26 protein-coding genes and 1 pseudogene are annotated in these 25,801 nt (G+C 44.0%); 13 read left to right on the top strand and 14 right to left on the bottom strand.

What is annotated here, in order from left to right; genetic code table 11:
* Window positions 1-188: 188 nt before the first annotated feature.
* From R7Q48_RS15760 to trpB, 4 genes and pseudogenes are all read left to right on the top strand, one after another.
* Window positions 189-437, top strand: coding sequence for a hypothetical protein (locus R7Q48_RS15760; protein WP_005375646.1), 249 nt, complete (start codon window positions 189-191; stop codon window positions 435-437).
* A 306-nt stretch (window positions 438-743) separates the two neighbouring features.
* Complete coding sequence (locus R7Q48_RS15755) at window positions 744-956, top strand: cold-shock protein (protein WP_206958534.1); 213 nt, start codon at window positions 744-746, stop codon at window positions 954-956.
* 359 nt (window positions 957-1,315) lie between these two features.
* Window positions 1,316-1,569 (top strand): annotated as a pseudogene (locus R7Q48_RS15750) (S1 RNA-binding domain-containing protein); the annotation flags it as partial.
* Window positions 1,570-2,016: 447 nt separating this feature from the next.
* A complete protein-coding gene (trpB, locus tag R7Q48_RS15745) occupies window positions 2,017-3,240 on the top strand; it encodes a tryptophan synthase subunit beta (protein ID WP_206958535.1) in 1,224 nt (407 codons plus the stop codon).
* Window positions 3,241-3,371: 131 nt separating this feature from the next.
* Here the strand turns inward: trpB and R7Q48_RS15740 are convergent, their stop codons facing one another.
* Window positions 3,372-4,829 (bottom strand): DUF3360 domain-containing protein, encoded by a 1,458-nt coding sequence (locus R7Q48_RS15740; RefSeq protein ID WP_151515447.1) that lies wholly within the window; start codon window positions 4,827-4,829, stop codon window positions 3,372-3,374.
* A gap of 418 nt (window positions 4,830-5,247) precedes the next feature.
* Between R7Q48_RS15740 and R7Q48_RS15735 the strand changes: the two genes are divergently transcribed.
* Window positions 5,248-5,664 (top strand): VF530 family DNA-binding protein, encoded by a 417-nt coding sequence (locus R7Q48_RS15735; protein WP_005375544.1) that lies wholly within the window; start codon window positions 5,248-5,250, stop codon window positions 5,662-5,664.
* A gap of 151 nt (window positions 5,665-5,815) precedes the next feature.
* Here the strand turns inward: R7Q48_RS15735 and R7Q48_RS15730 are convergent, their stop codons facing one another.
* Both R7Q48_RS15730 and R7Q48_RS15725 read right to left on the bottom strand, forming a co-directional pair.
* A complete protein-coding gene (locus R7Q48_RS15730) occupies window positions 5,816-7,066 on the bottom strand; it encodes a DEAD/DEAH box helicase (RefSeq protein WP_053307822.1) in 1,251 nt (416 codons plus the stop codon).
* Between the two features lie 330 nt (window positions 7,067-7,396).
* The gene (locus tag R7Q48_RS15725) at window positions 7,397-8,191 is read right to left on the bottom strand and encodes an AraC family transcriptional regulator (protein WP_213912126.1); all 795 of its coding nucleotides are present in this window, start codon (window positions 8,189-8,191) and stop codon (window positions 7,397-7,399) included.
* A gap of 122 nt (window positions 8,192-8,313) precedes the next feature.
* On the opposite strand from R7Q48_RS15725, the gene R7Q48_RS15720 reads away from it, so the two are divergent.
* Window positions 8,314-9,120: a sulfite exporter TauE/SafE family protein gene (locus R7Q48_RS15720; RefSeq protein ID WP_033907508.1), complete on the top strand. Its 807-nt coding sequence runs from the start codon at window positions 8,314-8,316 to the stop codon at window positions 9,118-9,120.
* A 123-nt stretch (window positions 9,121-9,243) separates the two neighbouring features.
* Here R7Q48_RS15720 and R7Q48_RS15715 read toward each other — a convergent pair whose 3' ends face one another.
* From R7Q48_RS15715 to R7Q48_RS15705, 3 genes are all read right to left on the bottom strand, one after another.
* Window positions 9,244-10,263: an alpha/beta hydrolase family protein gene (locus R7Q48_RS15715; protein ID WP_213912125.1), complete on the bottom strand. Its 1,020-nt coding sequence runs from the start codon at window positions 10,261-10,263 to the stop codon at window positions 9,244-9,246.
* 281 nt (window positions 10,264-10,544) lie between these two features.
* Window positions 10,545-11,171: a LysE/ArgO family amino acid transporter gene (locus R7Q48_RS15710; RefSeq protein ID WP_256902633.1), complete on the bottom strand. Its 627-nt coding sequence runs from the start codon at window positions 11,169-11,171 to the stop codon at window positions 10,545-10,547.
* A 1-nt stretch (window position 11,172) separates the two neighbouring features.
* Window positions 11,173-11,877 (bottom strand): B3/4 domain-containing protein, encoded by a 705-nt coding sequence (locus R7Q48_RS15705; RefSeq protein WP_256902632.1) that lies wholly within the window; start codon window positions 11,875-11,877, stop codon window positions 11,173-11,175.
* A gap of 45 nt (window positions 11,878-11,922) precedes the next feature.
* Here R7Q48_RS15705 and R7Q48_RS15700 point away from each other — a divergent pair, with 45 nt between their 5' ends.
* Window positions 11,923-12,525 (top strand): helix-turn-helix domain-containing protein, encoded by a 603-nt coding sequence (locus R7Q48_RS15700; RefSeq protein WP_053350630.1) that lies wholly within the window; start codon window positions 11,923-11,925, stop codon window positions 12,523-12,525.
* A gap of 294 nt (window positions 12,526-12,819) precedes the next feature.
* On the opposite strand, the gene R7Q48_RS15695 is transcribed toward R7Q48_RS15700, so the two are convergent.
* Window positions 12,820-14,178, bottom strand: coding sequence for a PLP-dependent aminotransferase family protein (locus R7Q48_RS15695; RefSeq protein WP_206958557.1), 1,359 nt, complete (start codon window positions 14,176-14,178; stop codon window positions 12,820-12,822).
* Window positions 14,179-14,339: 161 nt separating this feature from the next.
* Here R7Q48_RS15695 and R7Q48_RS15690 point away from each other — a divergent pair, with 161 nt between their 5' ends.
* Window positions 14,340-14,948, top strand: a complete 609-nt coding sequence (locus R7Q48_RS15690; protein WP_005389411.1) for a LysE family translocator — start codon at window positions 14,340-14,342, stop codon at window positions 14,946-14,948.
* Between the two features lie 169 nt (window positions 14,949-15,117).
* Here R7Q48_RS15690 and R7Q48_RS15685 read toward each other — a convergent pair whose 3' ends face one another.
* Together R7Q48_RS15685 and R7Q48_RS15680 are read right to left on the bottom strand one after the other, a co-directional pair.
* On the bottom strand, window positions 15,118-15,363 hold the full coding sequence (locus R7Q48_RS15685; protein WP_017821096.1) for a hypothetical protein: 246 nt from the start codon (window positions 15,361-15,363) through the stop codon (window positions 15,118-15,120).
* Between the two features lie 40 nt (window positions 15,364-15,403).
* The gene (locus R7Q48_RS15680; protein ID WP_005375557.1) at window positions 15,404-15,619 is read right to left on the bottom strand and encodes a DUF3820 family protein; all 216 of its coding nucleotides are present in this window, start codon (window positions 15,617-15,619) and stop codon (window positions 15,404-15,406) included.
* Between the two features lie 143 nt (window positions 15,620-15,762).
* On the opposite strand from R7Q48_RS15680, the gene R7Q48_RS15675 reads away from it, so the two are divergent.
* Window positions 15,763-16,071, top strand: coding sequence for a cysteine-rich CWC family protein (locus R7Q48_RS15675; RefSeq protein WP_080276966.1), 309 nt, complete (start codon window positions 15,763-15,765; stop codon window positions 16,069-16,071).
* Between the two features lie 38 nt (window positions 16,072-16,109).
* Here R7Q48_RS15675 and R7Q48_RS15670 read toward each other — a convergent pair whose 3' ends face one another.
* Window positions 16,110-16,454: a HopJ type III effector protein gene (locus tag R7Q48_RS15670; protein WP_005375560.1), complete on the bottom strand. Its 345-nt coding sequence runs from the start codon at window positions 16,452-16,454 to the stop codon at window positions 16,110-16,112.
* 199 nt (window positions 16,455-16,653) lie between these two features.
* Here R7Q48_RS15670 and R7Q48_RS15665 point away from each other — a divergent pair, with 199 nt between their 5' ends.
* A complete protein-coding gene (locus tag R7Q48_RS15665; protein ID WP_206958556.1) occupies window positions 16,654-18,423 on the top strand; it encodes a choice-of-anchor I family protein in 1,770 nt (589 codons plus the stop codon).
* A 71-nt stretch (window positions 18,424-18,494) separates the two neighbouring features.
* Here R7Q48_RS15665 and R7Q48_RS15660 read toward each other — a convergent pair whose 3' ends face one another.
* Both R7Q48_RS15660 and phhA read right to left on the bottom strand, forming a co-directional pair.
* Entirely contained in the window at window positions 18,495-18,833 is a 339-nt protein-coding gene (locus R7Q48_RS15660) for a 4a-hydroxytetrahydrobiopterin dehydratase (protein WP_005375563.1), read from the bottom strand.
* Window positions 18,823-19,617 carry a phenylalanine 4-monooxygenase gene (phhA, locus tag R7Q48_RS15655; protein WP_005375564.1) on the bottom strand — a complete coding sequence of 265 codons (795 nt, stop codon included), beginning with the start codon at window positions 19,615-19,617 and terminating at the stop codon, window positions 18,823-18,825. The genes R7Q48_RS15660 and phhA overlap by 11 nt, the downstream gene beginning before the upstream one ends.
* Before the next feature lie 222 nt (window positions 19,618-19,839).
* Here phhA and R7Q48_RS15650 point away from each other — a divergent pair, with 222 nt between their 5' ends.
* On the top strand, window positions 19,840-21,813 hold the full coding sequence (locus R7Q48_RS15650) for an acetoacetate--CoA ligase (RefSeq protein WP_206958555.1): 1,974 nt from the start codon (window positions 19,840-19,842) through the stop codon (window positions 21,811-21,813).
* Window positions 21,814-21,961: 148 nt separating this feature from the next.
* Here the strand turns inward: R7Q48_RS15650 and R7Q48_RS15645 are convergent, their stop codons facing one another.
* On the bottom strand, window positions 21,962-22,537 hold the full coding sequence (locus tag R7Q48_RS15645) for a class I SAM-dependent DNA methyltransferase (RefSeq protein WP_085569285.1): 576 nt from the start codon (window positions 22,535-22,537) through the stop codon (window positions 21,962-21,964).
* Window positions 22,538-22,708: 171 nt separating this feature from the next.
* Here R7Q48_RS15645 and R7Q48_RS15640 point away from each other — a divergent pair, with 171 nt between their 5' ends.
* Window positions 22,709-23,587 (top strand): LysR family transcriptional regulator, encoded by an 879-nt coding sequence (locus R7Q48_RS15640; protein WP_053307827.1) that lies wholly within the window; start codon window positions 22,709-22,711, stop codon window positions 23,585-23,587.
* Window positions 23,588-23,763: 176 nt separating this feature from the next.
* Entirely contained in the window at window positions 23,764-24,657 is an 894-nt protein-coding gene (locus tag R7Q48_RS15635) for a cation diffusion facilitator family transporter (protein ID WP_005389400.1), read from the top strand.
* Window positions 24,658-24,808: 151 nt separating this feature from the next.
* Here the strand turns inward: R7Q48_RS15635 and yddG are convergent, their stop codons facing one another.
* Window positions 24,809-25,711 carry an aromatic amino acid DMT transporter YddG gene (gene yddG, locus R7Q48_RS15630; protein ID WP_005389394.1) on the bottom strand — a complete coding sequence of 301 codons (903 nt, stop codon included), beginning with the start codon at window positions 25,709-25,711 and terminating at the stop codon, window positions 24,809-24,811.
* Window positions 25,712-25,801 lie beyond the last annotated feature (90 nt).

Raw genomic sequence — 25,801 nt, 5'->3', positions numbered from 1 at the left:
CATGTCTAACCAGAGAGTGTTTTCTGCCCCATTGAATCTAGGCAAGTTCCGGACTATCGAGACTAACTTATTGATGATTAGTGGCAGGGCAAAGTTCTCTCATTACATGACGCACGTAGAAGCTTGGTTTCCACGCTTAACTTAGGTAGAGTACGCGACCGCAATGCAATTCGAAGAGATTGAATACAATGAATATTGATAACCATGTAATCGAAACGATTGAAGAGTTGGAGGCATTTCTGCATTTAGTAGAAAGCGGCGCTCTAGGCCTTGAAGGTGTCACTGGCGTTGCGCTAGCCACCTCTAATACCGATGGCCGTCCATTTGTTGCCGTATTAGGAGAAAAGCACCAATTGCTCCTTGGCCGCTGGGTTTCGCAGCACGTATATGACAATGGTAAAGACATCGTTCGTAACGGCCCAACCAGAAAACACTAAGCGCTCGACGCCACCTATAACATCACGCCGTCTTATACACCAAGCGTATGCTTTGAAAGCAATGCGCTTGGTGTACTCAAAAAATAAAAAAGAAAAGGCTAGCCTTTATTAATTTTGTCGGTATACTGCACATCAGCTCTTACGGAAAGAGCTATTAATGTAATTAAAGATCAAAGTTTCTCTCAGTTCCACATCGAATTCCTCGTTTACGTTCCTGCGACAAAATAGTTATCTCTAAAATCATATAGTAGCACTTGATATTAGCTAAAAATTCAATATTTAAAACAATCAAATATAGAGGTATCTATGTCTAATAAATTAACTGGTTCAGTAAAATGGTTCAACGAAACTAAAGGTTTTGGTTTTATTTCTCAAGACAATGGCGGTGATGACGTATTCGTTCACTTCCGTTCTATTGTTTCTGAAGGCTTCAAAACTCTTACTGAAGGCCAAAAAGTATCGTTCGTTATTGAACAAGGTAACAAAGGTTTACAAGCAGCTGAAGTAACTGCACTGTAATTCTTTGTGTGGCATCAATGTTGTTGGTGCCACAACCCCCTTCCACTTGTTACTGCCCTTACTATTCTCTATCTAAGTTTATATAGCCAAATCACTTACCTCTCCCACACCATCATTAATCACTTTCAATAAAGTCACTTTGGTATACATCTTTAGGTAATCACACAACCTACCTTGCAATTCCAGTTTGGAATTAAATTAATCTCATTCATATCTGAATCACTTCGCCTCATGCTTTGCTCATAAAAATAAAGTTTATAAAATAAAAGCGATTGGCGAATATAAGAGAAAAAATGAAATTAAATATATCTGCTCAATCAATAAATTCTAATAACTACGAGCACATAATCCCTAGCTGAGAGATTGAGTTTGCACTGAAATGTCATTACATGAAGCCATTTATCGGACAACACTTCATAGGGACAGCGTGTGGAGTCACACACTTCGGGGTATTTGTTGAGTTAGAGGAACCGAAGGTCTCATTCCTTTATCAACTTTCCAAAATGGTGAGTTCGAATTTGATGCAGTCAAACAAAAAATTTCTAGCCAGAGCACCACGTTTACTCTAGGAGCTAAAGTGCACGTGTTGGTTAAAGACGTCGATTCGAAATAAAGAAAGATCATGTTCAACTTAAAAGATGCGGAACACGCGGTAGGTTAGCCTGTTTTAGGTTACTTTCTAATCCATTAATCAAAAATAAAAAATAAGCTTTTAATACCGCAATTAACTTGTGACATTTCGCTGACATCGACTCATTCTAAAACCCTAATATCTGACAAAGGAAACGAATCTAATTTTTGTTTCCAGACACCATCGCAGAGTGTATTTCCAGCACTCTGTTTGCCTCGAGAGGTTCTTATGACAGCCTAGGATCTCTCGGGGCTTTTTTGCACCTATTCAAACCACCTGATTCTACATCCCAACTATTATCCCCTACCCAAGCTGTACTTTTTAACTAGTTCACTAGATCGACAATTGTTATTTAAGCAACTGATCACACAACCTCTTCCAAATTTTGGGTATAAAGTATCAATACTTTCGTTAACTAGGATGTAAATAATGAAAAACTCGTTTGATCTCACTATGCCCAACGAAGAAGGATACTTTGGTGAATACGGTGGTAGCTTTGTTCCACCTGAGCTTGAACAAATCATGCATGACATCAACGCAGCTTATGAGGAATGCAGCAAAGATCCTGAATTTAAAGCGGAACTCGCTCGCTTGTATAAGCACTTTGTTGGACGACCTAGCCCAATCTTCCATGCGGAAAACTTGTCTAAAAAATACGGAGCAGACATCTACCTAAAGCGCGAAGACTTAAACCATACAGGCGCACATAAAATTAACCACTGCTTAGGGGAAGCCATTCTCGCTAAAAAGATGGGTAAGAAGAAACTGATTGCTGAAACTGGCGCAGGGCAACACGGTGTTGCGCTTGCTACAGCCGCGGCATTGGTTGGCTTGAAATGCGATATTTACATGGGTGAAGTTGATATCGCCAAAGAACATCCGAATGTCGTCCGCATGAGAATCCTTGGTGCTAATGTCATTCCTGCCACTCATGGGCGCAAAACCCTCAAAGAAGCGGTAGATTCTGCATTCGAAGCTTATCTGAAAGATCCTGATACACAACTTTATGCGATAGGCTCTGTCGTTGGCCCTCACCCATTCCCTAAAATGGTGAGAGATTTCCAATCAATTATCGGTAACGAAGCACGAGTTCAATTCAAAGAAATGACCGGCAAGTTACCCAATAATCTCGTCGCATGCGTTGGAGGTGGTTCTAACGCGATGGGGCTATTTACTGCTTTCTTAGAGGATGAACAAGTCGCCATTCACGGCGTTGAACCTGCGGGCCGCTCTTTGCAAAAGGTTGGCGAGCATGCTGCAACACTCACACTCGGTGAGCCAGGTATCATGCACGGATTTAAGTCTTACATGCTTAAAGATGCACAAGGTGAACCTCAGGAAGTGTACTCTGTAGCAAGTGGCTTGGATTACCCATCGGTTGGACCTCAGCATAGTTACTTAAAAGACATTGGCCGTGTCAATTACAGCTCAATCACCGATGACGAAGCGATTGATGCATTCTTTGAGCTGTCTCGTGAAGAGGGAATAATTCCTGCTATTGAATCCTCACACGCTGTCGCTTACGCAATTAAACTCGCGCAGCAAGGAGAAACCGGCTCGATTTTGATCAACTTATCAGGCCGTGGTGACAAAGACATTGATTTTGTCGTTGAACACTACGGCGCAAAATACGGCATTGAATCACTCATATAGCCTAACTCCGTAGCCTAACCCTACATGCAAAAAGCTACCTGGTACTAGGTAGCTTTTTGTTTTTGTCTACTATTTTAAGAAGCAAGTCCCTTTACTCACTGTTCTCACTATACCTTTAGAGCATAATTCGATTAACCGATAAGAGCTGGAATGCCTGGAAGCTGACCAACAATAGCAAGGGAGCCTGCACAAACGATAAACGCAGTGCCAGGAATCAGATATTTATCTTTGCGCGATAGTTCGTTAGCACGCTCATGGTCGCCGATAAGCCCGAGGTTATCCAACAGCATCGTGATTGCCCAACCGAAGACTGGATTAACGAATGCACAGGCAAAAATACAGATACCTGCACTGAGTGAATCTTTATGCTTATGGATCATCTGCATACCCGCTTCAAGGAGTGGTAAGAATACACCCACAATCAAAGCAACGCGCAGAACAGGTTCCCACATTGCTAGATCCATTGGGTAGCCAATTACCGCCGCCGCAATACACATGAAACCCGTCAACAGAGCGCCACCTGGAATAGGACGCTTGGCAATTGCGGCAGGAATCATGTACGTTCCCCAAGAAGAAGCTAGGTTTCCGCCCCCTAAGAGTGAACCAACCCCCTGACGAACAGATGCTCCGACCATCGTGTCGTCGACATCCATGAGTACACCTTTCGCTTCTTTTGGGTAGTTAAGTTCTTGAAACACACGATGGCCGAGATAATCAGGGGACCACATAGCGACTGCCAGTAGAGCAAATGGAGTCACGGCAATAAAGTGCTCTAGGGTTGGCCAGCCTAGTTGCCAGCCTGTATCTTCCCCCCACCAGTAGAATGGACTGAAATTAGGCAGGCCCGGTTCTGTGGTAAAAGTGAATTCCGCTCCCATCATATAAGCAACAATACCCGCGAGTGCAGAGCACAATGGGATAGCGAGCCAACGTTTATTGATCTTGGCTAAGTAAGCGTAAACCATAACGGTTAGGCCTATGACCACAAACGAAATGTAACCTTGGTCCGTACTTGCAGCCCACGCTTCCGTCTTATTAATTTGCCCGAGCAACCCAACGGCACCAAGGTAGATCAACAACCCTCCTCGAACCCCGATACCAGTCAGAGTCATGAGTTTAGAGCCACCTTTGGTTAAAGCGAGAATTAAACCAAAAACACATACCATCAAACCTAGCGCGAGAGGGTGCCCTCCTGCAGCTGCGATCATAGGAATCAGCGGTATCATTGGGCCATGGGTTCCCGCTAAGTTTGCATTCGGGTTTAGGATGGCAGAAAACAGAATGACGAACAGGGCTCCAGCGATAAGCAATTCGTAACGCACGTTTTCTGCAATGAATTCCGGAGATAAACCAAACTGAGCAGCAAAAGCGGAAACCATGGCAGTGACCATCACCACTTTACCAATGGTCGCTGCTAATGCAGGTACCCAGTCTTCGATTTCAATACTGTAATCACGTGAGGGCAAATGAATTCCCCAGCGACGGAAACTCATGACGGTTAAATCATGATTTAGAAAGTCTTCTCGGCTTTCAAATTCATGCGGTTTTTTGCGCACATCCCTGTAAAAAGTCTTACTTTTGTCAGACATTGAGTCATCCTTTTATGTTTCAACGTTGAACTACGTCAACTAGAGTTTCGCTTGGTAGACAGACCTTCGACCAATACGAGACAACACCCACATCAAACTTCTAGGCCATACTAAGATAGCGGCATGAACCAATTTTGATTTTGAGCTTATTAAGCATGTGTTGCTATGGGTAGGAATATTAGACATTAGTAAAAGAACAACAAAAATCTCACTTATTACACAATAATTTAACATTGAACTAAGACGCTTGAACTTTTATGAGTCATTTTTGAGCAGAGAGCCAAGTAGAACGGCCAATTCCGATTTATACTTTCAAGGTAGAGATCACTGTGCTCGCATCCATCGCAAAGTAACTATAGATATCTCTGCATTGTATACTTTGTTAAACTCCGCCCTTTAATGAGTAAGGCCCTTAAAAATGATGACTGACGAAGAGAGAATCGAGCTGCAACAGAACAATCCACTGCACGGGTTAAAGCTAGAGACTATGTTGCAAGAGTTAGTAGATTTTTACGGCTGGGACATTCTAGATACAGCAATGCGTTTTAATTGCTTTAACACTAAGCCTTCGATTGCAAGTAGCGTGAAGTATTTAAAGAAAACCGAATGGGCGAGAGAAAAATTAGAAAACTTTTACCTTTATCGCTTTAAGCGTATGCCACGCGCGAGCGAAGAAGAATACAACTTACCACCAAGAGCTCGTACCTTCCCTCATGGCCTTGAACCTAAAGAGCCAATGCCGCTAACCGTTGACTCTATTCTTAAGTCACAAGCTAAAGCAGCGTCTGCATTTAAAAAGCGTTCACCTCGCGGACGCCCTGCTCGTCGCCAATAACACTATCTTGAAAAGCAATAGAGCCCTACTGGTAGCTCCAGCAGGGCTCTATTGTTCTTTAAAGGAATGGCTAGAAGCGAAGACTCAAGCTAGTGAGCATTCCCTTTCTCCAGCAACTCCCGTAAGTAAACTCACATGTAGTTTACGTTTTCTATTGATTACGCTTTTTCTTCTTTTTACCCGTACCTGCTGGCTTCGCTCGCGGCTTCATTGGTAAAAAGTAGGCTTCACTCTGATCGTCTTCCACTTCAAAACCGACTACCTGCTCGCGTTCAAGTTGGAACTTATTTTTCTTTTCTATCACTTTGAAATGGTGGTAGTCGTCGTAATCGATAAGAGATAACCCTAAACCTACTTCACCAGCACGACCACTACGACCGATTCGATGCATATAATCAGCAGGGCTACGCGGAAGATCGAAGTTAATCACCACTGGAAGTTTTTCAATATCAAGGCCGCGTGCTGCGATATCGGTGGCAATAAGAACTTGAATCTCGCCAGACTTAAAACCGTCAAGGACACGAGTACGAGCGCCCTGCCCTTTATCACCATGGAAAACTTCAGCGGTAATACCGCGTTTTGACAATTTTTGAGCTAAATGGTTACAGGCATTCTTAGCATTCACAAAAATCAAAGTCTGTCGCCACTGGTGCTGTTTGATTAAGTGCGCGAGTACCGCCGTCTTCTCACCTTTATTTACACTAAACACGCGCTGCACCAAAGTGCTGGCTTCTGCGCTCTGCAACTGAACTTCAACAGGGTCGCGGAGCAACTGCTGAGCCAGCGTCGTGACTTTATCAGGGAAAGTAGCAGAAAATAACAGCGTCTGTTTCTTCTCTGGGAGTAACGCAAGAATCTTATTCAGTTCTTCGGTAAATCCGAGGCTCAACATACGGTCAGCTTCGTCAAGAACGAGCGTTTCTACTTGGCTCAACTTAATCGCGTTACTGGATACCAGATCAAGTAATCGACCCGGCGTAGCTACGATAATGTCACAGCCACCGCGAAGCGCTAGCATTTGTGGGTTCACCGATACACCACCAAATACGGCAACCGTTTTGATCTTATCTCTAAGATGGTACGAGTAAGATTTGACGTTGTATGCCACCTGTGATGCCAACTCACGAGTTGGAACTAAAATCAGGTGAGAAACGAAGTTACCACGGCGATTGTTTGATCCGTCTTGCTGAACAATTTTTTGCAAGATTGGCAGCGAAAAAGCAGCGGTTTTACCAGAACCCGTATTGGCACCACCAATAATATCTTTCCCTTCAAGGATATCAGGAATAGCACGGGATTGAATAGGCGTCGGTTGGCTGTATTCCAACGCTTCTAGTCGCTCGACTAATGTTGGAATCAGGCCAAGATCGGCAAATGTCGCTTGCTGTGTTTTATCTGTCATTACGATGAGTGGCTCAGTGCTAGTAAAGGCCGTGTATCTTATGCTATTTCGCGTCTGGATGTTAGAGATAATGGCCCAAACAGAAGATTGGTGAAAGAAGCACTATAGGGTTCAGGAATTTCCTTTCACTAACATGAGTTAATGGTTTCGGTAACCAATACTCTACGACCAAGATGGTAGCGTTCGCGACGAATCTATCATCCACTTCGAAATTGATTTCAGCTCATTTGGGGTAGAAAGAAGCTAGAAGCACTTGCTTATGTTGGGTGAGTAAATGTATGTAAAGCCTCAGTACATAAAAACGAACCTAATTTAGGTAAGCTCTGGCAACTATATGCCACGACTCGAAAAGTAACGCGTGGGTGAATCGCCATAGACCCGACGAAACATCGCAATAAAGTTACTGGGCGTCGAATAACCTAAAGCATGTGCAATATCTCCCACCGATTCCCCTCGAGCTATCATTTCTAATGAATGTATTAGCAGTACTTGTTGCCGCCATTCACTAAAACTCATGTTTAACTCACTTCGAATCAATCGTCTTAACGTCCGAGATGAGACTGCCCCAATATTGGCCCAATGCTCTACAGAATGCTTGCTGTTTGGGTCTATTAAAATTGCTTGAGTAACTTTTTGCAGTCTCGGATCTCTGGGCAGTGGGATGTGGAGTGACTCATGAGGGCTATTGACGATTTCATCGGATATTACGGCGAGAATACGTAAAGACTGTATGGATAGATCGTCTGTTTTGCTCCATATCGATGCTCTAACCGATAGGGCTTTCAACACATCGCTCATTTGGATAACACAAGGTCTCATTGGAAACCGCTCACAACTCTCTGGAGTAAACAGTAATGAACGACCTTTCAGAGAACCACAAAAATAAACACTGTGCATCGCACCCGGGGGGATCCAACCAGCTCGGTGAGGTGGAAGTATCCACGTTCCTTCATCGGTTTTGACCTGAATTAGCCCTTCATCTATACACAGTAACTGGCCTCGATGATGACTGTGCCAATTATGTGGCCGTTGATCCAAATGGTTGAAGTCGCTCCTTTCATGCTGCCACTCCTTAACGATCAGTGCGGCGCCATTTTTCCATTCGCTGTAATCAGAGTTTGTCACTTTATTTACTCAATTCCATTTTGGCCATTATTCATTATTTTCTGTCCTCTTAACGTTACCATAGCAAGTTAGCGTTCGAGTAACATTTTAGCAACGATCATTTTATCGAAGGCAGAACCATCATGAACGAACCTATCTTTATTATCTATTACATTACAGCAGGCTTGGGCATTGGCTTTCTCGCTGGACTCGTTGGTGTGGGTGGTGGTGGAATGGCCGTCCCTATTTTTGCGTTTCTATTTTCACTACAGGGAATAGCTGATACGGAAGTAGTGCATCTTGCGTTAGGGACATCAATGGCTTCGATGATTATTACAACATTGGGCAGCATGCGCGCTCACTACAAAAAAGAGAATGTAGACTCGACAATGGTAGTAAAAATGTTGAGCGGAGTTCTAGTCGGAACATTTTGCGCCACATTCGTAGCATCGTATCTACAAGGAGTCTATCTGGCAGGCTTTTTCAGCGTATTCATGTTGTATGTTGCTTATAAGATGTTTCTCAACACTGAAAATGAGTACAACCCTAACCCACATGGGGCTATCGGTAATATCACTGTAGGCTCGGTGATTGGCTCTGTATCAGCGCTTGTCTCTATAAGCGGTGCGGGGTTGATCATCCCCTATCTTGTCCAGCAAAATTTTGAGGTAAAACGTGCTATTGGTACCTCTGCTGCGATAGGTTTCCCTATCGCGCTGTCAGGAAGCCTCGGTTACATGTTAAACGGATGGGGAAACACAGATTGGAACAACTTAGTATTAGGATACATATACCTTCCTGCAATGCTCAGCTTCTCCATTAGTAGCTACTTAACTACTAGCCTCGGCGTACGTTGTGCAGAGTATTTCCCAAATAAAGTTCTTAAGAAAATCGTTGGTATTTTGTGTGTTCTTCTAAGTTTCAAAATGTTGGTACAAGTACTTAGTTAGATCAAATAACACGGTCACTAGTAGGCCTTGCACTATGGTGAAAGGATAAGCCTGCAAAAACTTACTTCTCGCTTTGCTGGTCCAAGCACACAATGTGTAAGAAAGCTCCTCATTGTTGCACTCTTATGACTTTGTTAACCTGACCAGAATTACATCCAAAATGTGCTGATGATTGTCCTTTCTGGAAACCTCGTCACGCTCCTGGCAAAGTGCTTCCTCCCCTTCTGATGCGAGAATTTTAATGCCACGCTCAGTACATTCTGCGAACGCACTAAACTGACTCGCACTAGGAATCTCTTGAAACGTCACATTGGGAAGATCAACAAGTGAATCGGCTGGTGTCAGTGCGGGATGTAGCCGATCAGAAAGCGTCACCACGGTGATAGCATTGTTCATCAAGGCCAGAGTTTCAGGGACAAAAGTTTTCGTTAGCTCAGGGTTGATAACGACGACCGATTTCAGTTTGTTTTCAGACTGAAATCGGGGGAATTTTTGATCCGGGATGCTGGTAATATCAATGTTATTTTCACGTAACCAATGACAGTCTACATTGGTGGCGTTGTGACACGATGTTCGATATTTCTCCGGGCTTATTTTCGCTCCGGAGAGCATCAGCATAGATGTGCCGCCCAGAAAAAAGCCGACCCCCTGCACTGCATCAGTATCTACGCCTCCGGACAGTATCCCGACCGAACTTAATTCGTTCAGCCCAAGCACCAAATCACTGGTTCTGAATGTGATTTCATCAACAGCCATTTCTGCATTGATTTCGTTCGGTGCAGGAGGCTTTGGTACCACAACGACATAACCTTGTTGCGCCAGGCTCGTGGCTATCCAACCACTGTGGGAAAACGCTGACCGTGTTCCGCCCTGCGACAAAAGCACAACGGGAAATTTTCCACTTGCTAACGGGGCATCTAACTGCGTTTCGACTGATTTAAAAATGTTCCCCCTACCAAACGTGAAATTGTTTTTTTCGTTCGTTGTGGGATACCAATAATAGACTTCTACTGGCTTATCTCTGTCTTCACTGAATCCCGTTTTGATTGTTAGCGCAGAATGGTATTTCGGCTCATTCGTACTGGCGCTGGCACTGACACACAATGTAGCGAGTAGAAAAGACATTATTATTTTGGTTTTCATTTTTCCCTCAGCCGGTCAACACATTATTCTGCACGGCATCTAGAAAAATAACGCGCAGGAGATTCTCCATATATTTTGCGAAACATAGCAATAAAGTTACTTGGAGTCGAGTAACCCAAAGCAAGTGCCTACTTTGAACTGCGCCAGCACTCTCTTGGACAGAAATGATTTAGAGCATTTACTTAAATTAGCAAAATGCGAATAACTTCTGGTATGGAAAATCTGTGTCCAATCTGGCAGGAGCAGTTTAGTTATTGGAAATGCAGCTTTATCGAGACGTTCTATATGTATTGGCTTAACAAAGTTGTTGCGAGCTTCAATGCAATACCAAACATGATGCATGAAATCGCAGAATCTAAAATTCTCCATGTTCTTGGCTTACTAAAAAGTGGGATCAACTTGTTAGCCAAATACACTAATCCATAAAACCAGATCCCTGATGCAATCAGTGCCCCTATAACAAACAATAGTTTTTCATCAGGTTCCATTTGAGCAGTCACACCACCAAGGATCACCACCGTATCCAGATAGACATGTGGATTTAAAAAAGTGATAGCCATCGCCATTAAAACGACTTTTAACCAACTCTGGGCAATGTCCGAATTTTCCAACTCTAGGTGACTTGAACCATTCCATGCTGATTTTGCAGATTGGTAGCCATACCAGAAAAGAAATACTACGCCGCCAAGAGTCAAAAGGTCTTTCCATAATGGTGCTTTATAGAGCAGTGTCCCTATACCAAGTACACCAGTACTGATCAGTAGAATGTCTCCAAGAAAGCAGATAGTGGCAACGGACAGTGCGTATTGCTTTTTTAATCCGCACTTTAATAGAAACGCATTTTGGCTACCGATTGCGACAATCAAACTTCCAGAAACAACGGCACCCGTTAACAAAGTATTTATCACATCAAACCTCAATGGATTTTGAAGCAAACACCAACGATTGCTCTATCACTGAATCAGGCATGATCACTTGCAAGTGTTTAATCATTTCTTGCCCCGCCTCCTGCAAGTGTTCTAGTCGCATTTCAGGCAAGCTTTCTAGAATAAACCACATGTTACGTGTGCCAGATTCAATTCGGGTTCTGACACCCTGCCTCCAGTTCCAACGACGACAAGTAACGCCTACTTCATCGCGCCAAATTACTTCCCCAACATCAGGGTTTTCAATTGAAGCCTCACCATTTTTCATGGTGTCAAAGGATTCAGAGCCATCTGCGATAGTGAGTGTTGGCGCTCCTTGATAACTGTCCATATCTTCACCACCTACGGGTATGGCGTATCGAATACTGATGGCATTATAAATATCCACAATAGGGTCAATGCTCTGCATTCCTCCATCTTTCAATACTCGTTTTCGCAGTGCAGCAGCCGAGCAAGGGGTTCGATTTGGTTTAGCGCCAAATTGACGAAAAACGTCTCCCCACGCATTGATGTGTGATTCTGCCCATGGATAGTCGTTCTCAATGACGGAAGTACATGCTTCTTGCAGAACCCGTTTTGCATACTCTTGGCTCTGAACTTCCGTTCCTTTAACGGATATGCTCAATGCTTTGAACTCTGGTGCAATCTGGGAAATTCGAGCATCGATTGACGGCACTACAACAACCATTAGATAATTCCTTCAGTGATTCATTTTCATGCAAGATACATTACAATGACCAAAAAAGTCAATATATCGACCAATGGTGGCACTGATGCTGATTTCATTAATCAAGCGGTAGCCGCAAGGATCAAGGAACATCGAAAAAGGCTCAAGTTGTCACTGGATGCCCTGTCAAAAAGAGCAGGGATAAGTAAAGGCATGTTAGTAGAAGTAGAGAAAGGGGCAGCTAACCCTAGCATTTCGACGTTGTGTAAACTGTCTGCTGCCCTTGGGATTTCGGTTGCCGATATTGTGAATGTTGCGAGTAATCCAACAGTCAACATCATTGATAAAGAGGACATTCCAACGCTTTGGACTGGCGAGCACGGTGGTAGCGCAAAACTTCTGGCGGGAACAAGCGGCCCAGATATGATTGAGTTGTGGCGCTGGAATATGAAACCATCAGAAGTTTTTGAATCAGCAGGTCATCCACAAGGCACGTTTGAACTTTTTCATGTTGAGTCTGGAATACTCACTTTGAATATTGATGGGAAAGCCATAGAACTGCATGAAGGTCAGTCCGCTATAGCTAAAACGGATGTCCCTCACAGCTACTCAAACCAAGCAGATTCGGATTTAGTTTTCACTATGAGCGTTGCTGAGTTACATCGATAAGCCCACTCATTTAGAGGCGAGTTCAAATAAGATTTATTAAGGCAAAGCCATACTCACAATAGATGGATTAGTACTAGCCCCAAGTAACAATGGGGCACTTTTGCGTTAGAAAGTACTCAACATGAAGGTTCTCGACAAAGATGAATCAACTCGATGCTGCCCAAAAGACGTCTAAGCGAGTTTCAGATTTCAAGTAACTTTTGAGACTTTGAGCACTTTATGTATATCGGTGTGTTCAATCCTAATAGAGCATTGAATAGTTAGATATTGAACAATCCATGTGAACTATGAAACTTAAGTTAACCGTGTGATTTGCTCTCTTACGATATCTAAAGCTGATTGCAATTGTAATCGGCTTAATGGACCTGCAAGTGATATCCTCACTGCTGCCGGCACTTCATACCGACCCACAGCAAACATTTCCGCTTCCCTCACTCTGACACCATGTTTCAACAACGACTGGTTAAAGTGATACCCTGTTAATGGCTCAGGCAAAGGTAGCCACACATTGTAACCAGGAACACCAATCTGGATTTCGGGAAATACTGCCTTCCAGATCCGATGACGTGCACTGAGTTCCATCGCTATCTCTTTGTCCACGGCTTGCATAGCTCCGCTAGTTAACCAACGACAAACAAGGTCGATTATCAAAGGGCTAACATACATACAACTGACTCGTAGCGCACGTTGCAGTAAATCTTTGAACGACAAAGGCAGAATGATGAAACCCAGCCGCAATCCACCTGCAAAGTACTTAGAAAAACTGCCCACGTATAAGGTAATATCTGGAGCGATAGCAACTAAGGGACTCTTTCGATGAGACGGTGGGCAGTAGAGAACATCGTCCTCAATAATCAACACATTGTAACGACGACATATCTCTATGATTTTTAGTCTTCGGCTATCCGTTAACTGAGCTCCGGTCGGGTTCTGTATTCCCGGCGTAAGATAAAGCAGTTTTGGGCGATGCCTCTTACAGTGCAAAGCCAGATCTTCTGGATCTAATCCATATTCATCGACTTTTACTGGCACTAGCTTTCGTTCAGATTGCTGACATGCATAGATGAACTCTGGATAACACAGCCCTTCAGCAAGAATTGTATCTTTAGGGCGGCTTAGAGATTGAATAATCAACGATATCCCGTGTTGCCCTCCATGAGTCCACACTAGACGCCGTGCATCAATATCGATATTGAATTTGGTCATCAGCCATTGTCGAAGAGTCTCGTTATGACCCCGAATGCCATCAGCGGAGTAGTAATCCAGCACGGCTGCCTGCGCAATTTCCTCGTGTGATAGCTCTTTCAACGCATTCGCAAGAAATTTCGGCTGCGATAATAGCAAAGGTCGGCAACGTGCCAGATCAATGCCTTTTTCTTCCAATACCGGATGATAAAAGTGGTTCAGTTCAGTTTCTCTGTTACGTACATAAGTACCGCTTCCTACTTTTGGTTCCGTTAAGCCCCTCCGCTCTAGCTCCCTATATGCCCTCGTCACCGTTCCAACCGTCACACCTAAGCGATAAGATAAAATACGCTGAGGAGGTAATTTAGTGTCTGGTTCGAGTTCACCACTCTCTATCACCTCTGCAATCGCTTCAGCCAGTGCCATAAACTTAGGTCCGGAACGACCCGATATATCAGGGACTAACATTGTCTCTCTCCGAAGGGGTACAATTAACTCTTGTATTCAGGATAAATAAGGCCTGACGAAAATGAAATCAAAGAATTGTCACCATGACGCATTAACTGTAGGTCTCTCTCACTTCATCCCTTTATTCTTGGCTTATCAGCACTAATTTGAGAAGAAAAGAAATGACAACATTATGGGACCTAACTCCAGCGATGAGTTTATTTGCGTTTGTCACCGCCATAACACCCGGCCCAAATAACTTATTGCTCGCCAACTCAGGGGCACAATTTGGTATAAGGAAATCATGGCGACACCTAATTGGTATCCGTATTGGCGTAATAGGGTTAATTCTGCTTTGTGCATGTGGTGTCGGTGTTGCCCTACAGACTCATCCAAGTTGGTATCTCGCTATAAAATACATCGGTCTGGTTTACATGTTCTGGCTGATGATTAAGCTGCTATGTACCAACCCTTTCGCAGGCAAACCCACTAAAAGCAAACCAATCAACGTAACTCAGGCTACGTTGTTTCAACTGGGTAATATGAAGGCTTGGATGGCATCACTTGCTTTGGTCACAAGTTATAGTCTCCCTTCTAACTATTGGTTCTCTGTTACATTGATTACTTTCGTGTTTACGACATTCGGACTGTTTGCAAATATTACTTGGGTCTGGGTTGGTAAAAAAATTCGTATTTATCTCAATACCGTATTAAGACAGCGCGTATTCAACATCAGCCTAGCGACGATAACATTCATATCATTGTTACCAGTTTTGGGGCACTCTGCCTGAATGACAAAGAGCAGAGTTTTGTATGTATAAAATTGCCAATTATCTAAATTCGCATTTCGAGGCGTAACACACTTTGGGACAAAAAAGAGTCAGCCTAACGGTCTGGCTCTTTTGAATGAAAAAATAGTCTGGTGGGAGAACTTGTAAGGCTGTGGCAGGTTACACTCACTTACTCCTTAGGCAGGTGACCAGTTTCCTTCGCAAGCTTTTGCATCGCCTCGGCAAACGTTGTTGTCCCGCCTTTAGCTTTAACCTGTATTACCTTATATCCCAACTTTTCCAACGCTTGGCGCTCTGCCAAAACAGCTTTGTCATCTTGCTGGCTACCTTGAGCTGGCTGATGAATGTAACATCCCTCTAGTTTACCATCTTCGACCAATTGGTGGTGTTTCAGTGCATCGATATCAAAATTCATAATAAGTCTTTTCATTAAGAGTGGGAGTTTCTGTGGCTAGTTACATACGCTTCAAAGGCTTCACGACACTATCTAAGCCTTCAATTTTGAGCGCTAAACATAGCTTGAGCAAATCCCCTAGCTCGCCGCTTGGCCAGCCCTTTTTATCAAACCACAGTAAGTATTCTTCAGGCAGGTCGATCAACACTCGCCCTGCATATTTCCCAAATGGCATTTGCATTCTAGCGAGTTTAATGAGGTTTTCTTTTTCTAACATAAGTGACAGAGAGTTAAGGTAACTCGTCCAAGGGTAACACTGGTTCTCCCTCCTCACCAGCAAATCGCAGTCACGTTTATTTTGGCGGCCGTGACTCGCTTTGTGCTAGAGTACGCGGCATAAAAAATGAGAACGAGAAAGCAATGAAGTCACCTTGTCGAGCAGCATGTAAAAATAACGCCGGAATATGCTCTGGTTGTCACCGGACGATGGATGAAATCATCCAATGGAAAGACAAAACCGATCTCCAACGAGATGCGATTATCGAACAAATCGCAGGAGAAGATTCAACGCACAGTTGTCCTGAGTGCGGGACTCAAGCCCATTGTGATATCGCCGCAGGCAAAGAGACATGCTGGTGCTTTACTATAGAAACCCGTGATTTACCCAAGCCAAGCGCCAACCAGCTGTGTTTGTGCCGAAAATGTCTAGAAAAAAAGCCAGTCGCGTAATACGACTGGCTTACTGATCATCGTTTTCTGACAGGTGTTTATTTAGCGGTTAAAGCGGACGCTTCAAACTTAATGCCTTCCCACCCTGTCACCATAAAATTACGAATATTCTGGTGATCGCTGTTCTCTGGATGCTGCAATACATCTTCACGATAAAAACGGCCAAAGCAGGCTAGCGTCGCTTCTTTGTCTAGGTTGTTTAGCAAACCGAAAGCGAAGATCTTACACGAACCGTTGTTCTCGCCTGCATTGTTTTGTGTCTCACCATTTACAAAAGCGGTTGGCTCAAACGTATAGTTATCTTCGATCACCGCCATCGTTGCTTCAAATTCGACCTGCTCTGGTGACGCTGCCAATAAATCTAAAAACGATTTTAACTCCATTATTCCTCTATCCCTACTTCATCATATTGATGACACATTAGTTTCATAAAAAGCCAATATAAGAGTCATCAATCATACATATATTCAGAGCCTTACCAAATCACACGTCATTCAGCGCTCTATCATTCCAGTTGCGGAAATGGACAGCAGCATAAAACCCATGCTGATTGACAACCTATCGGATTGATAAGGAGATATCATGATCACCCCTTTAAAGGCAATCGGTGCACTCGCATTGTCATCACTTGCCATCGCGTGTTCATCACAACCCGAAGATACCGTGGCTTCATTCGCTACACAATGCAAACCTACCACTGCACCCGTTACTGGGGAAACGTCAATTCAAGGTTTAACTTTTATCGGGACATCCGTTGCTGATGCTCCATTCGACACATCGGCAGCTGAAATCGTGAGTTATGACGCCTGTACAGATAAGCTCTATGTGGTGAATGCTCAAGCAAAACGTATCGATGTACTTTCTATGGATGACAACGGCGTACCAACGCAAAGCGCATTCATTGATCTCAACAGCGCTGGCGAAGCAGCGGGCATTGAAATTGGCGCAGCAAACAGTGTCGCTGTATTCAATGGTTTGGTAGCTGTTGCGATTGAAAACAGTAATAAACAAGCGAATGGTATTGTTGGCTTGTACCGCTCCGACGATTTGTCATTAGTCACGACTTTCCCAACAGGCGCATTGCCAGACATGGTTGGCTTCTCGAAAGATGGCCGATACATCGCAACCGCTAATGAAGGAGAGCCAAACAGCGATTACAGCATTGACCCTGAAGGTAGTATCACTTTGATCGATCTGAGCCTTGGTGTTACTCAAGCAGAAGTGTCACAAATTGGCTTTAACGAATTTGATGATTCACGAAAAGCAGAGCTTCCAAAGAATGTGCGTATTTCGGGGCCAAACGCCACCATCGCACAAGATCTAGAGCCGGAATACCTCACTTTTGCAGATAACGGCAAAATCTATGTCGCGCTACAAGAAAATAACGCCATGGCAATCGTCAATCCAGAGAGCAAATCAGTAGAGCGAATTGTTGGCTTGGGTGAGAAGTCTTGGTCGGGCGCTAAACTCGATGCATCCAACAAAGACAAAATCATTGGGAACTTGAAAAGCTACCCACAACTGGTTGGCTTATTTATGCCTGACACTATCGACAGCTACTCAGTGAATGGGAGTACTTACATCGTATCGGCAAATGAAGGCGACGGGCGTGAGTACGGATTCAAAACCACTCAAGAACTGTGCGACAAAGCTGGCTTTATGTGGGATGAAGACGATTACCTCGGTACAGATGAATATACATCTGAGCAAGGAACCTGTTTAAGCCATATTGATGAAGTGCGCGGTAAGAAGCTGAAAGTAGCAGCAGAACACCCATTGGCAGAGGCACTAAAAGACAACAAACAACTCGCGCGTTTAAAAGTGATTAAGCCGGAACAAACGCTTTCTGCACAAGAGAATGTTCAATCATTTGGCGCGCGTTCATTCTCGATTTGGGATGAAAACGGCAAGTTGGTCTTCGATAGTGGTGACGATTTCGCGACTATCGCGCTGCTGAATGAAGGCAAGAACTTCAACAGCACCAACGATAACAATAATAGTGGCAATGACCGAAGTGATGATAAAGGTATTGAGCCAGAGGCGATTGAAGTAGCACAAATTAACGGTCGTCATTACGCGTTTATCGGCTTGGAGCGTCAAGGCGGTATCATGATTTATGACATCACAGACCCGAAACAAGCGCAGTTTATGCATTACGTAAACCGCCGTGATTACAATCAGCCAGTATGTACAGAAGTCGAAGATGGCGAATGCATGAACGACACATACAATCCAAAAGCAGGCGATTTAGGTCCAGAGTCCATTAATTACTTTACCCGTAACGGTGGTCATTTTATCGTCGTTGGCAATGAGGTATCGGGCACGACATCCGTCTTCCGAATCAATCTATAAAGTAATGTAAAAGTCATTTAGAACCAAAACGCCCGACGTAAGCCGGGCGTTTTTTTGTATGAGGTAATGTCCTACTCTGCCGATGCTAGCGCGTCACACTTTGATGCGCAGATAAAATCGTTTTTATGCAGACCTTTGATAGAGTGACTCCACCACGTTACGGTAACCTTACCCCATTCCAACAAAATAGAAGGATGGTGGAACTCATCTTCTGCCAGTTCCGCGATTTTGTTACTGAAAGCCCATGCTTGTTTGAAGTTCTTAAATTTATACACCTTTTCTAGTTGAGGTATGTCTTCTCTTTCAATGATCTGCCAATCAGACAATTGCAGCAGCAGAGATTGTTGTTCTTCTTTGCTTAGTGCAATGGCATCGATACTACAAGCTTCGCATTTTTGTTCATTCAACATGAGCAGGTTCCTTTGGTTCAAAAAGTGGAGGAAGCAGTCCAGCTTCAATCGCTAGATCGGCTTGTTTCAATAAATTCAACTGACTGATTTTAAAAAGCTGAGAAAAGTCATCAATCACGTAGTACTTCGGTTGCATGATGTCGATACGATAAGGCGTTCTCAGCACAGTTTGTAATTCAAATGGGTCGCGAATTGCTGCATCACTCTCTAATGCGTAGAGGGTTTCGCCAGGAGATGAAAGAATACCACCACCGTAAATTTTGGTTTTGTCCCCTTCTTTCACCAAACCAAACTCTACAGTAAACCAGTAGAGACGAGCGAGATAGGCTCTTTGTTTTGGTGTAGCGGCTTGCCCTAGTTGACCATAATGCTCGGTAAATGCAGCAAAGTCTGGGTTGGTTAACATCGCGCAATGACCAAATATTTCGTGGAAGAAATCTGGCTCCTGTAAGTAATCGAACTCATCTCTTGTACGCAAGAATGTGGCGACTGGAAAGCGCTTATTACCGAGTAGATTAAAAAATCGGTCGAAATCAATAAGCGCGGGAACGGGCTCCACTTGCCAACCTGTTGTCTCCATCAAGACACGATTAATTTCTGGTAACTGAGGAACGCGGTCTTGAGGTAAATCAAGCAGCGTCAAACCGTGTAAATAAGCCTCACAAGCTCTGTTTTGGATCACACCCATTTGTCGTGTTACCAAATCTCGCCAAATGGCGTCTTCTTCACGGCTCCATTCAACCCTGCCTTCCTGGTTTACGGGTTTAGAACGATACTGCGTCATGGCTCATCTCCATTAACAAATCCTTTACATTAAGCCTATCTGTAGTCTTAAGAGCTTCCAATCCCTGCGCGATTTTCTCAGCACCATCCCGATGTAACATATTGTTTACAATGCATCGTAACTGCATGATTTTTATGACACGATATAATCTATGGCTTGTTTGACTTTATCGTGTATTCCTCTCAAACTAAAACCTGTTATCACTTTGTTATAGAGGGACCTATGCGCGAGAGCAGCAAAGTATGGCACCCGAGCGAAAGTCGTATCGAAGAAGCCAACATTACACAGTTTATTGAACACATTAATCGACAAGGAAATACCCTTGAAAGCTTCGCTGATCTGCATCAATGGTCACTCGATCATGTAGAAAAATTTTGGCAGGAAGTTTGGCTATTCTGCGACGTCATTGGCACTCAGGGAGAGACCATAAAAGAGCGAGCAGAAAGTCGCTGGCAGCAACCCGTCGAAAATAGGGATATAAAATGGTTCCCAAACGCGCAAATTAACTACGCCGAAAATTTGCTAACCTACGCGTGTCACCAACCCGATGATCTCGCGATTTGGTTTGAAAATGAACGTGAAGAAAAACAGACCTACACATGGAAACAATTGTGCGAAGAAGTTTCGAGTGTGCAGCAATGGTTGAAAGAATGTGGAATTAAGCACGGTGATGTCGTCGCTGGTTATTTACCTCACCTACCTCAAACGGTGATAGCTATGCTAGCAACCACCAGTTTAGGGGCGACCTGGACTTCCACCTCACCTGATTTTGGCGTCGAAAGCGTTTTGGAGCGCTTTGGTCAAGTGAAACCCAAAATCCTGTTTACTTGTGATGGCTATACATTCAATGGCAAAACTTTCGATATGTCTGAGAAAAACCAGCATATTGCGGATCATCTTGATGGTCTTAAACAAGTTTGCCAAATTAGCTACCTTAAACCACACATTTTTGAATGCGATGTCTGCACCCAAGATTGGCAAAACGTCCTGAATCAATACACACCCGAAGCGCTGACTTTTACTCGTGTGAATTTTAACGATCCGCTATTTGTGCTTTATTCTTCAGGCACAACAGGCAAACCGAAATGCATCGTTCATTCCGTCGGCGGAACGGTGCTTAATCACTTGAAAGAACATCAACTGCATTGCGATATTCAACCGAACGAACGCGTGTTTTATTACACGACCTGCGGTTGGATGATGTGGAACTGGCACGTTTCTTCACTCGCGAGCGGTGCATGTTTGGTGATTTTTGATGGTAGCCCTGTTTACCCCACTCATGATGTGCTCTGGGACCTCGCAGAACGAGCCGAAGTGACGCTGTTTGGAACCTCAGCAAAATACCTAGAGGCGCTGGAAAAAGCATCTTTTTCTCCGCAGAAAAGTGATGCATTTCCAAGTCTGAAAACCATTTGCTCAACGGGCTCTGTTCTGTATCCAGAACAGTTTGATTATGTCTATCAGCACATTAAAGAAGATGTACACCTCGCATCGATCTCAGGCGGGACAGACATTTGTGGCTGCTTTGTGTTAGGCAACCCTATTTCTCCCGTTTATCGAGGAGAGTGCCAATCAGCGGGATTAGGGGTCGATGTCCGAGTCTTTAACCCGCAGGGTAATAGCGTAATCGGAGAGCGCGGTGAGTTGGTTTGTGCCAATTCATTGCCCAACTTCCCCGCTGGCTTTTGGAACGACACCGGTGAGAGATATCATCGCGCTTATTGGGATAAATTCGACAATATTTGGCACCACGGCGATGATGTTGAACAGACCAGCGTTGGGGGATACGTGTTTTATGGTCGAAGTGATGCCACGTTGAATCCCGGTGGCGTAAGAATCGGCACGGCCGAAATCTATCAGCAAGTGAACTGTATAGACGGTATTCTAGATTCGATCGCAGTAGGAAAAGAAGTCGATCGCAACGAACAAATATGGCTGTTTGTCCAATTAGTCAAAGGGGTAGAGCTCAATGACGAGATGATCGCTTCCATCAAAGCACTGCTAAAGTCTGCATGTTCTCCAAGGCATGTACCTAGTGCAATTTACGCAATAAGCGATATACCTAAGACACGCTCAGGAAAGCTGGTCGAGTTAGCCGTTAAGCAAGTCGTTAACAACCGAAGCGTCGAAAATTTAGGCGCAATAGCCAACCCTGAAGTGCTGGAGGAGATACGCAGGATAGTCGTCTCAAAATAACCTCCGAAGACTAAGTTGTTCGAGTATGTCCTTGCCTGCACCACGACGCTTGTTTAGAGCAAGTGAAGTTACATATACCCTCAGCAGATAAGAAAAAAGCGAGCTTGTTAGCTCGCTTTTGTCATTTTTTGTTCTTTATTCAGCGGTATTAGCGACGACCAAGCCCCATTAATACCGACATTGTTTTACCATCAGATGTAATGTCAAAAACGTGTTGCGATTCAACTTCAGTAAAACCCGCTTCTTTCAGTGCACGCTCAGACTTCGCAAGGGTAAAACCGTCTTGTTCAGATTCTGCAATCCAATCAAAATGAACAAAATAGCCGCCGTGGTTAAGTAGAGAATGCGAGATCGTCAATGACGCGTCTAAGTCTTCCACGAATGCTAAAACTGATGATGCAACCACCAAGTCGAACTGTCCACGAAACGCAGGGTGCTGAGCGACCAAGCCGCGAGATAATGCATCTACCACAGGTTCTACGTTGACGAGCTCTTTTTTATCGAGTTCCTCAATCATGGCTTCCGATGCGTCTAATGCTACGATGTCTTTAACCATCGGTGACAATCGTTGACTTAACTGCCCTGTTCCGCATCCAAAATCTAGTACTTTAATGCCATCAAGCTGAGTTAGCTGTTGTAACTGCTCAAACACCGACTGCGCAAATTGCTCTGTTGCTGGATTTGATTCCCAGTTTTTTGCTAAGCCGTCCCAATCTTGTGCCATCGTGGCCTCCATGTTCACTTTTTGTAACCCACATAGATTACCGCAAAACCGTTAAAAGACCATAGACTTATCTGGCGGATTCGCGTTTTTTTCGATAATCTTTCATGGCTTTGGGAGCGCATCTGCATAATACCCAAATTATTTAAATTCATTTATTGGTTGTGTCAAATCATGAACTTAACTCAAGTAGAAGCCTTCTGCACCATCGCTGAGTGTGGTTCTGTTTCTGAAGCGGCAAGGCAACTCGACTGCAATCGCACCAAACTCAGTATGTCGATTAAGGCATTAGAGAAAGATCTCGACGTTGAATTGTTTAACCGAACTGGCAACCAGCTCACCCTCTCTGAAGCTGGGAAAGCCATCTATAAAGATTGCGAACACCTACTTATCATCGCACAACGGGTCAGAAAGACCTGCGCTCAAATCTCGGAAGGGTTTAACGCGGAAGTTTGGGTAGCACGTGACGACTCCTTACCTGATGATCTCTGGCAAGAATTATCTCATACATTGAATAACCGCTTTCCTTCAACAACCTTCAACTTAATCTTGGCATCCAGTGGCGACTTAGCCAACTTGGTCAGTACCCACCAAGTAGATTTTGCTTTCGGCGTTGATTATGAGCGAGTAGACGATCCTCGTATCGTATACAACCCGTTAGGCAAGATACGTATGATGTCAGTATGCAGTGTAGAACACCGCCTAAGTAAGATGCGCCGTGTCTCAGACGAAGATCTACGTAGTCAAATGCAAGCACTAATGGTGTACCTAAATGAGAAAGACAACCCTGAACTGCAACCTTTCTCGACTCGATATATTGGTTTTTCGAGTTTTGACTACATGCTGAACACCATCTTAGAAGAAGACGCTTGGGGCGTGCTTCCTGAACCATTAATCCGCCATTACCTTCGTCAGCAGAAGCTCGCCGTTATCAAACACACATACGGATTGACGCAAGAAGACTACTGTATGTTTTCACCTAACGGCCATGCTGAGCATCCTGCAATGACGTGGTTAGCAGATAAATTGAGCGAGTATTTATTTGACTTCTAAACATTTTATCAGTGAGCGTCAATTTTGTTGACACCCAAGAACCACAGTAAGTCTTTGTTTTATAATCACATAAATAAAAACGAAATTTTTTAGATTAGTTACTGGTCACTTTGTGGTTGCCTAAATTACCTTATGAGCGAAGAATAGTAAGGTATTAAAATTCAAAGGCATCTTTTATGTGTGACAGGACAAGCAAAAACGAAAACCGTATTCTAACCATTTCAGCCCTTTTGGCATCTGGGTTCGCTGCTGGTGGTATGGTACTTGGCTTGCTTGTAGGCTCAATTGTCATCGTGTTTGACGGTGTTTACTCTTTGGTCAGCTTACTGTTAACTTTATTGTCACTGGCCGCTTCTTACTATATTAACAAACCTTCAAAATCTGTATTCCCATTTGGAAAAGCGGTCTTAGAACCAATCGTTATTGCGATAAAAGCAGCCGTCATTTTAGTGGTTGTAAGCTTCTCTCTCTACTCTGCGATATCAGCATTGATGTCTGGAGGTCGTGAGGTCGATGCTTCTATTGCGACCTTATTCGGCATCGTGAATGTTATCGGCTGTGGTTACGCTTGGTGGTTTATGGCGAAACGCAGCCGCCGCTTCTCATCAGGCTTGATTGAAGCGGAGAAAAAACAGTGGCAAATGGATACTCTGCTAAGTGTGGCGGTGACCGTAGGATTTATCTCAGCTTGGGCTGTTTCACTAACGCCATTCTCTGAGTATGCGGTATATGCCGATCCCATGATGATGGTTTTAATGGGCTTTTACTTCCTCAAAGTACCGTTCGATATGCTAGTAGGTGCCTTACGTGAACTACTAATGATGACACCAAGCAAAGAGCTGTGTCAGAGCGTTGGCAAAGATGTTCTTGAGATTGAAAAAGTGACTGAGCATCAATTGAAACTGGCTGGCGTAACGAAGGTGGGCCAAGAGCTACGAGTAAATGTGGACGTACATATTGATGACGACACATTGGAGCTTGATACACTAGAGCACACTCGTAAGCAGCTTATCAAGCGACTGTCGAAGCACAGATTCAAGCTTCAACTACACTTGAACGTCGCTTATTAGAGCGCCACCAAAGAGCCGTTAAAACTCAATAAAAAGCTCCCAATCTCGGGAGCTTTTTTAATTTTTTCGATTTAGTTGCTTCGTATTCGAATACAGCTCGCAAGGGAGATCTGTTCGTTGCTCACTTAAATTCTCTGATCTCGTTGGTAACTTATCCAGCCGCTTCGCGCTTCTCTTTGGTGACTAACCAACACATCAGCGAGCCCACCGTTACCATCACAACGCCCTGCCAAAAGCTATGGCTCAGAGTTACGCCAAGAATAATGGAAGAAAATAAAGCGGAAAAAATGGGCGTGAAGTAAGACAAGGTGGCGAGAAAAACCATATTGCCGCCAACGATCGCGATGTTCCATAAACCATAACCACCAGCCATTAAAGCCGCAGAAGCCACTAAGTACCCCATCGCTTCCCAACTGAATGTCATTGGTGGCTCATCGGTAAACGCATATTTGACCCAAAGCGAAACAGCTGTTGCAATGAAAAACAGGGTAATCGCATTATGTTTAGATTGCTGCCTTTGGGTTAAGTTGCAATAAAAGGCCCATATAACCGCCCCAGCGAAAGCCATAAAATACACCAGAGGGTTACTACTAACATTGGACATGATCTGAGTTATGGATAAGCCATTCTCACCGCTCACAGTCCAAGCAACCCCAACAAACGCCAGCGTAACTGCTGGATAAAGCAACCAGTTTGTTTTTTTATTGCTGCCAAGGACCGCAAATAAAACCGTCAATGCGGGCCAAAGGTAGTTGACAATCGACACCTCAATTGCCTGCGCGCGCGAGTTGGAATATCCCAAAGATAGAGCGAGAAATATTTCATAACAGACGAACATCGCACCACCAAGCGCAAGATACTTGGGAGAAAAGTAAGACAACTTTGGAATACCGACCACGATAAGAAGGAAAACAGAGCTAAGAGAGTACAACATGGCTGCCCCGCCTACAGGACCTAAACTCTCCGTAACCAACCTCGCGATGCCAAGCAGACAACTCCAAGAGAGAATCGCGATACAACCATAAAGTGTGAAACGAAATTGCACTGATTTCATGTGACCTACCACTCACGAATGCCAAAGGAAACGTCAGCTTAACTCAAAAATGATCAGGTTCAACGTACTGTTTTATAAAAATCAGTATAA

This window comes from Vibrio sp. 378 (assembly GCF_033339435.1).
Note: the sequence above shows the minus strand (reverse complement) of the source record. Positions and strands in the feature narration are given on the sequence as shown.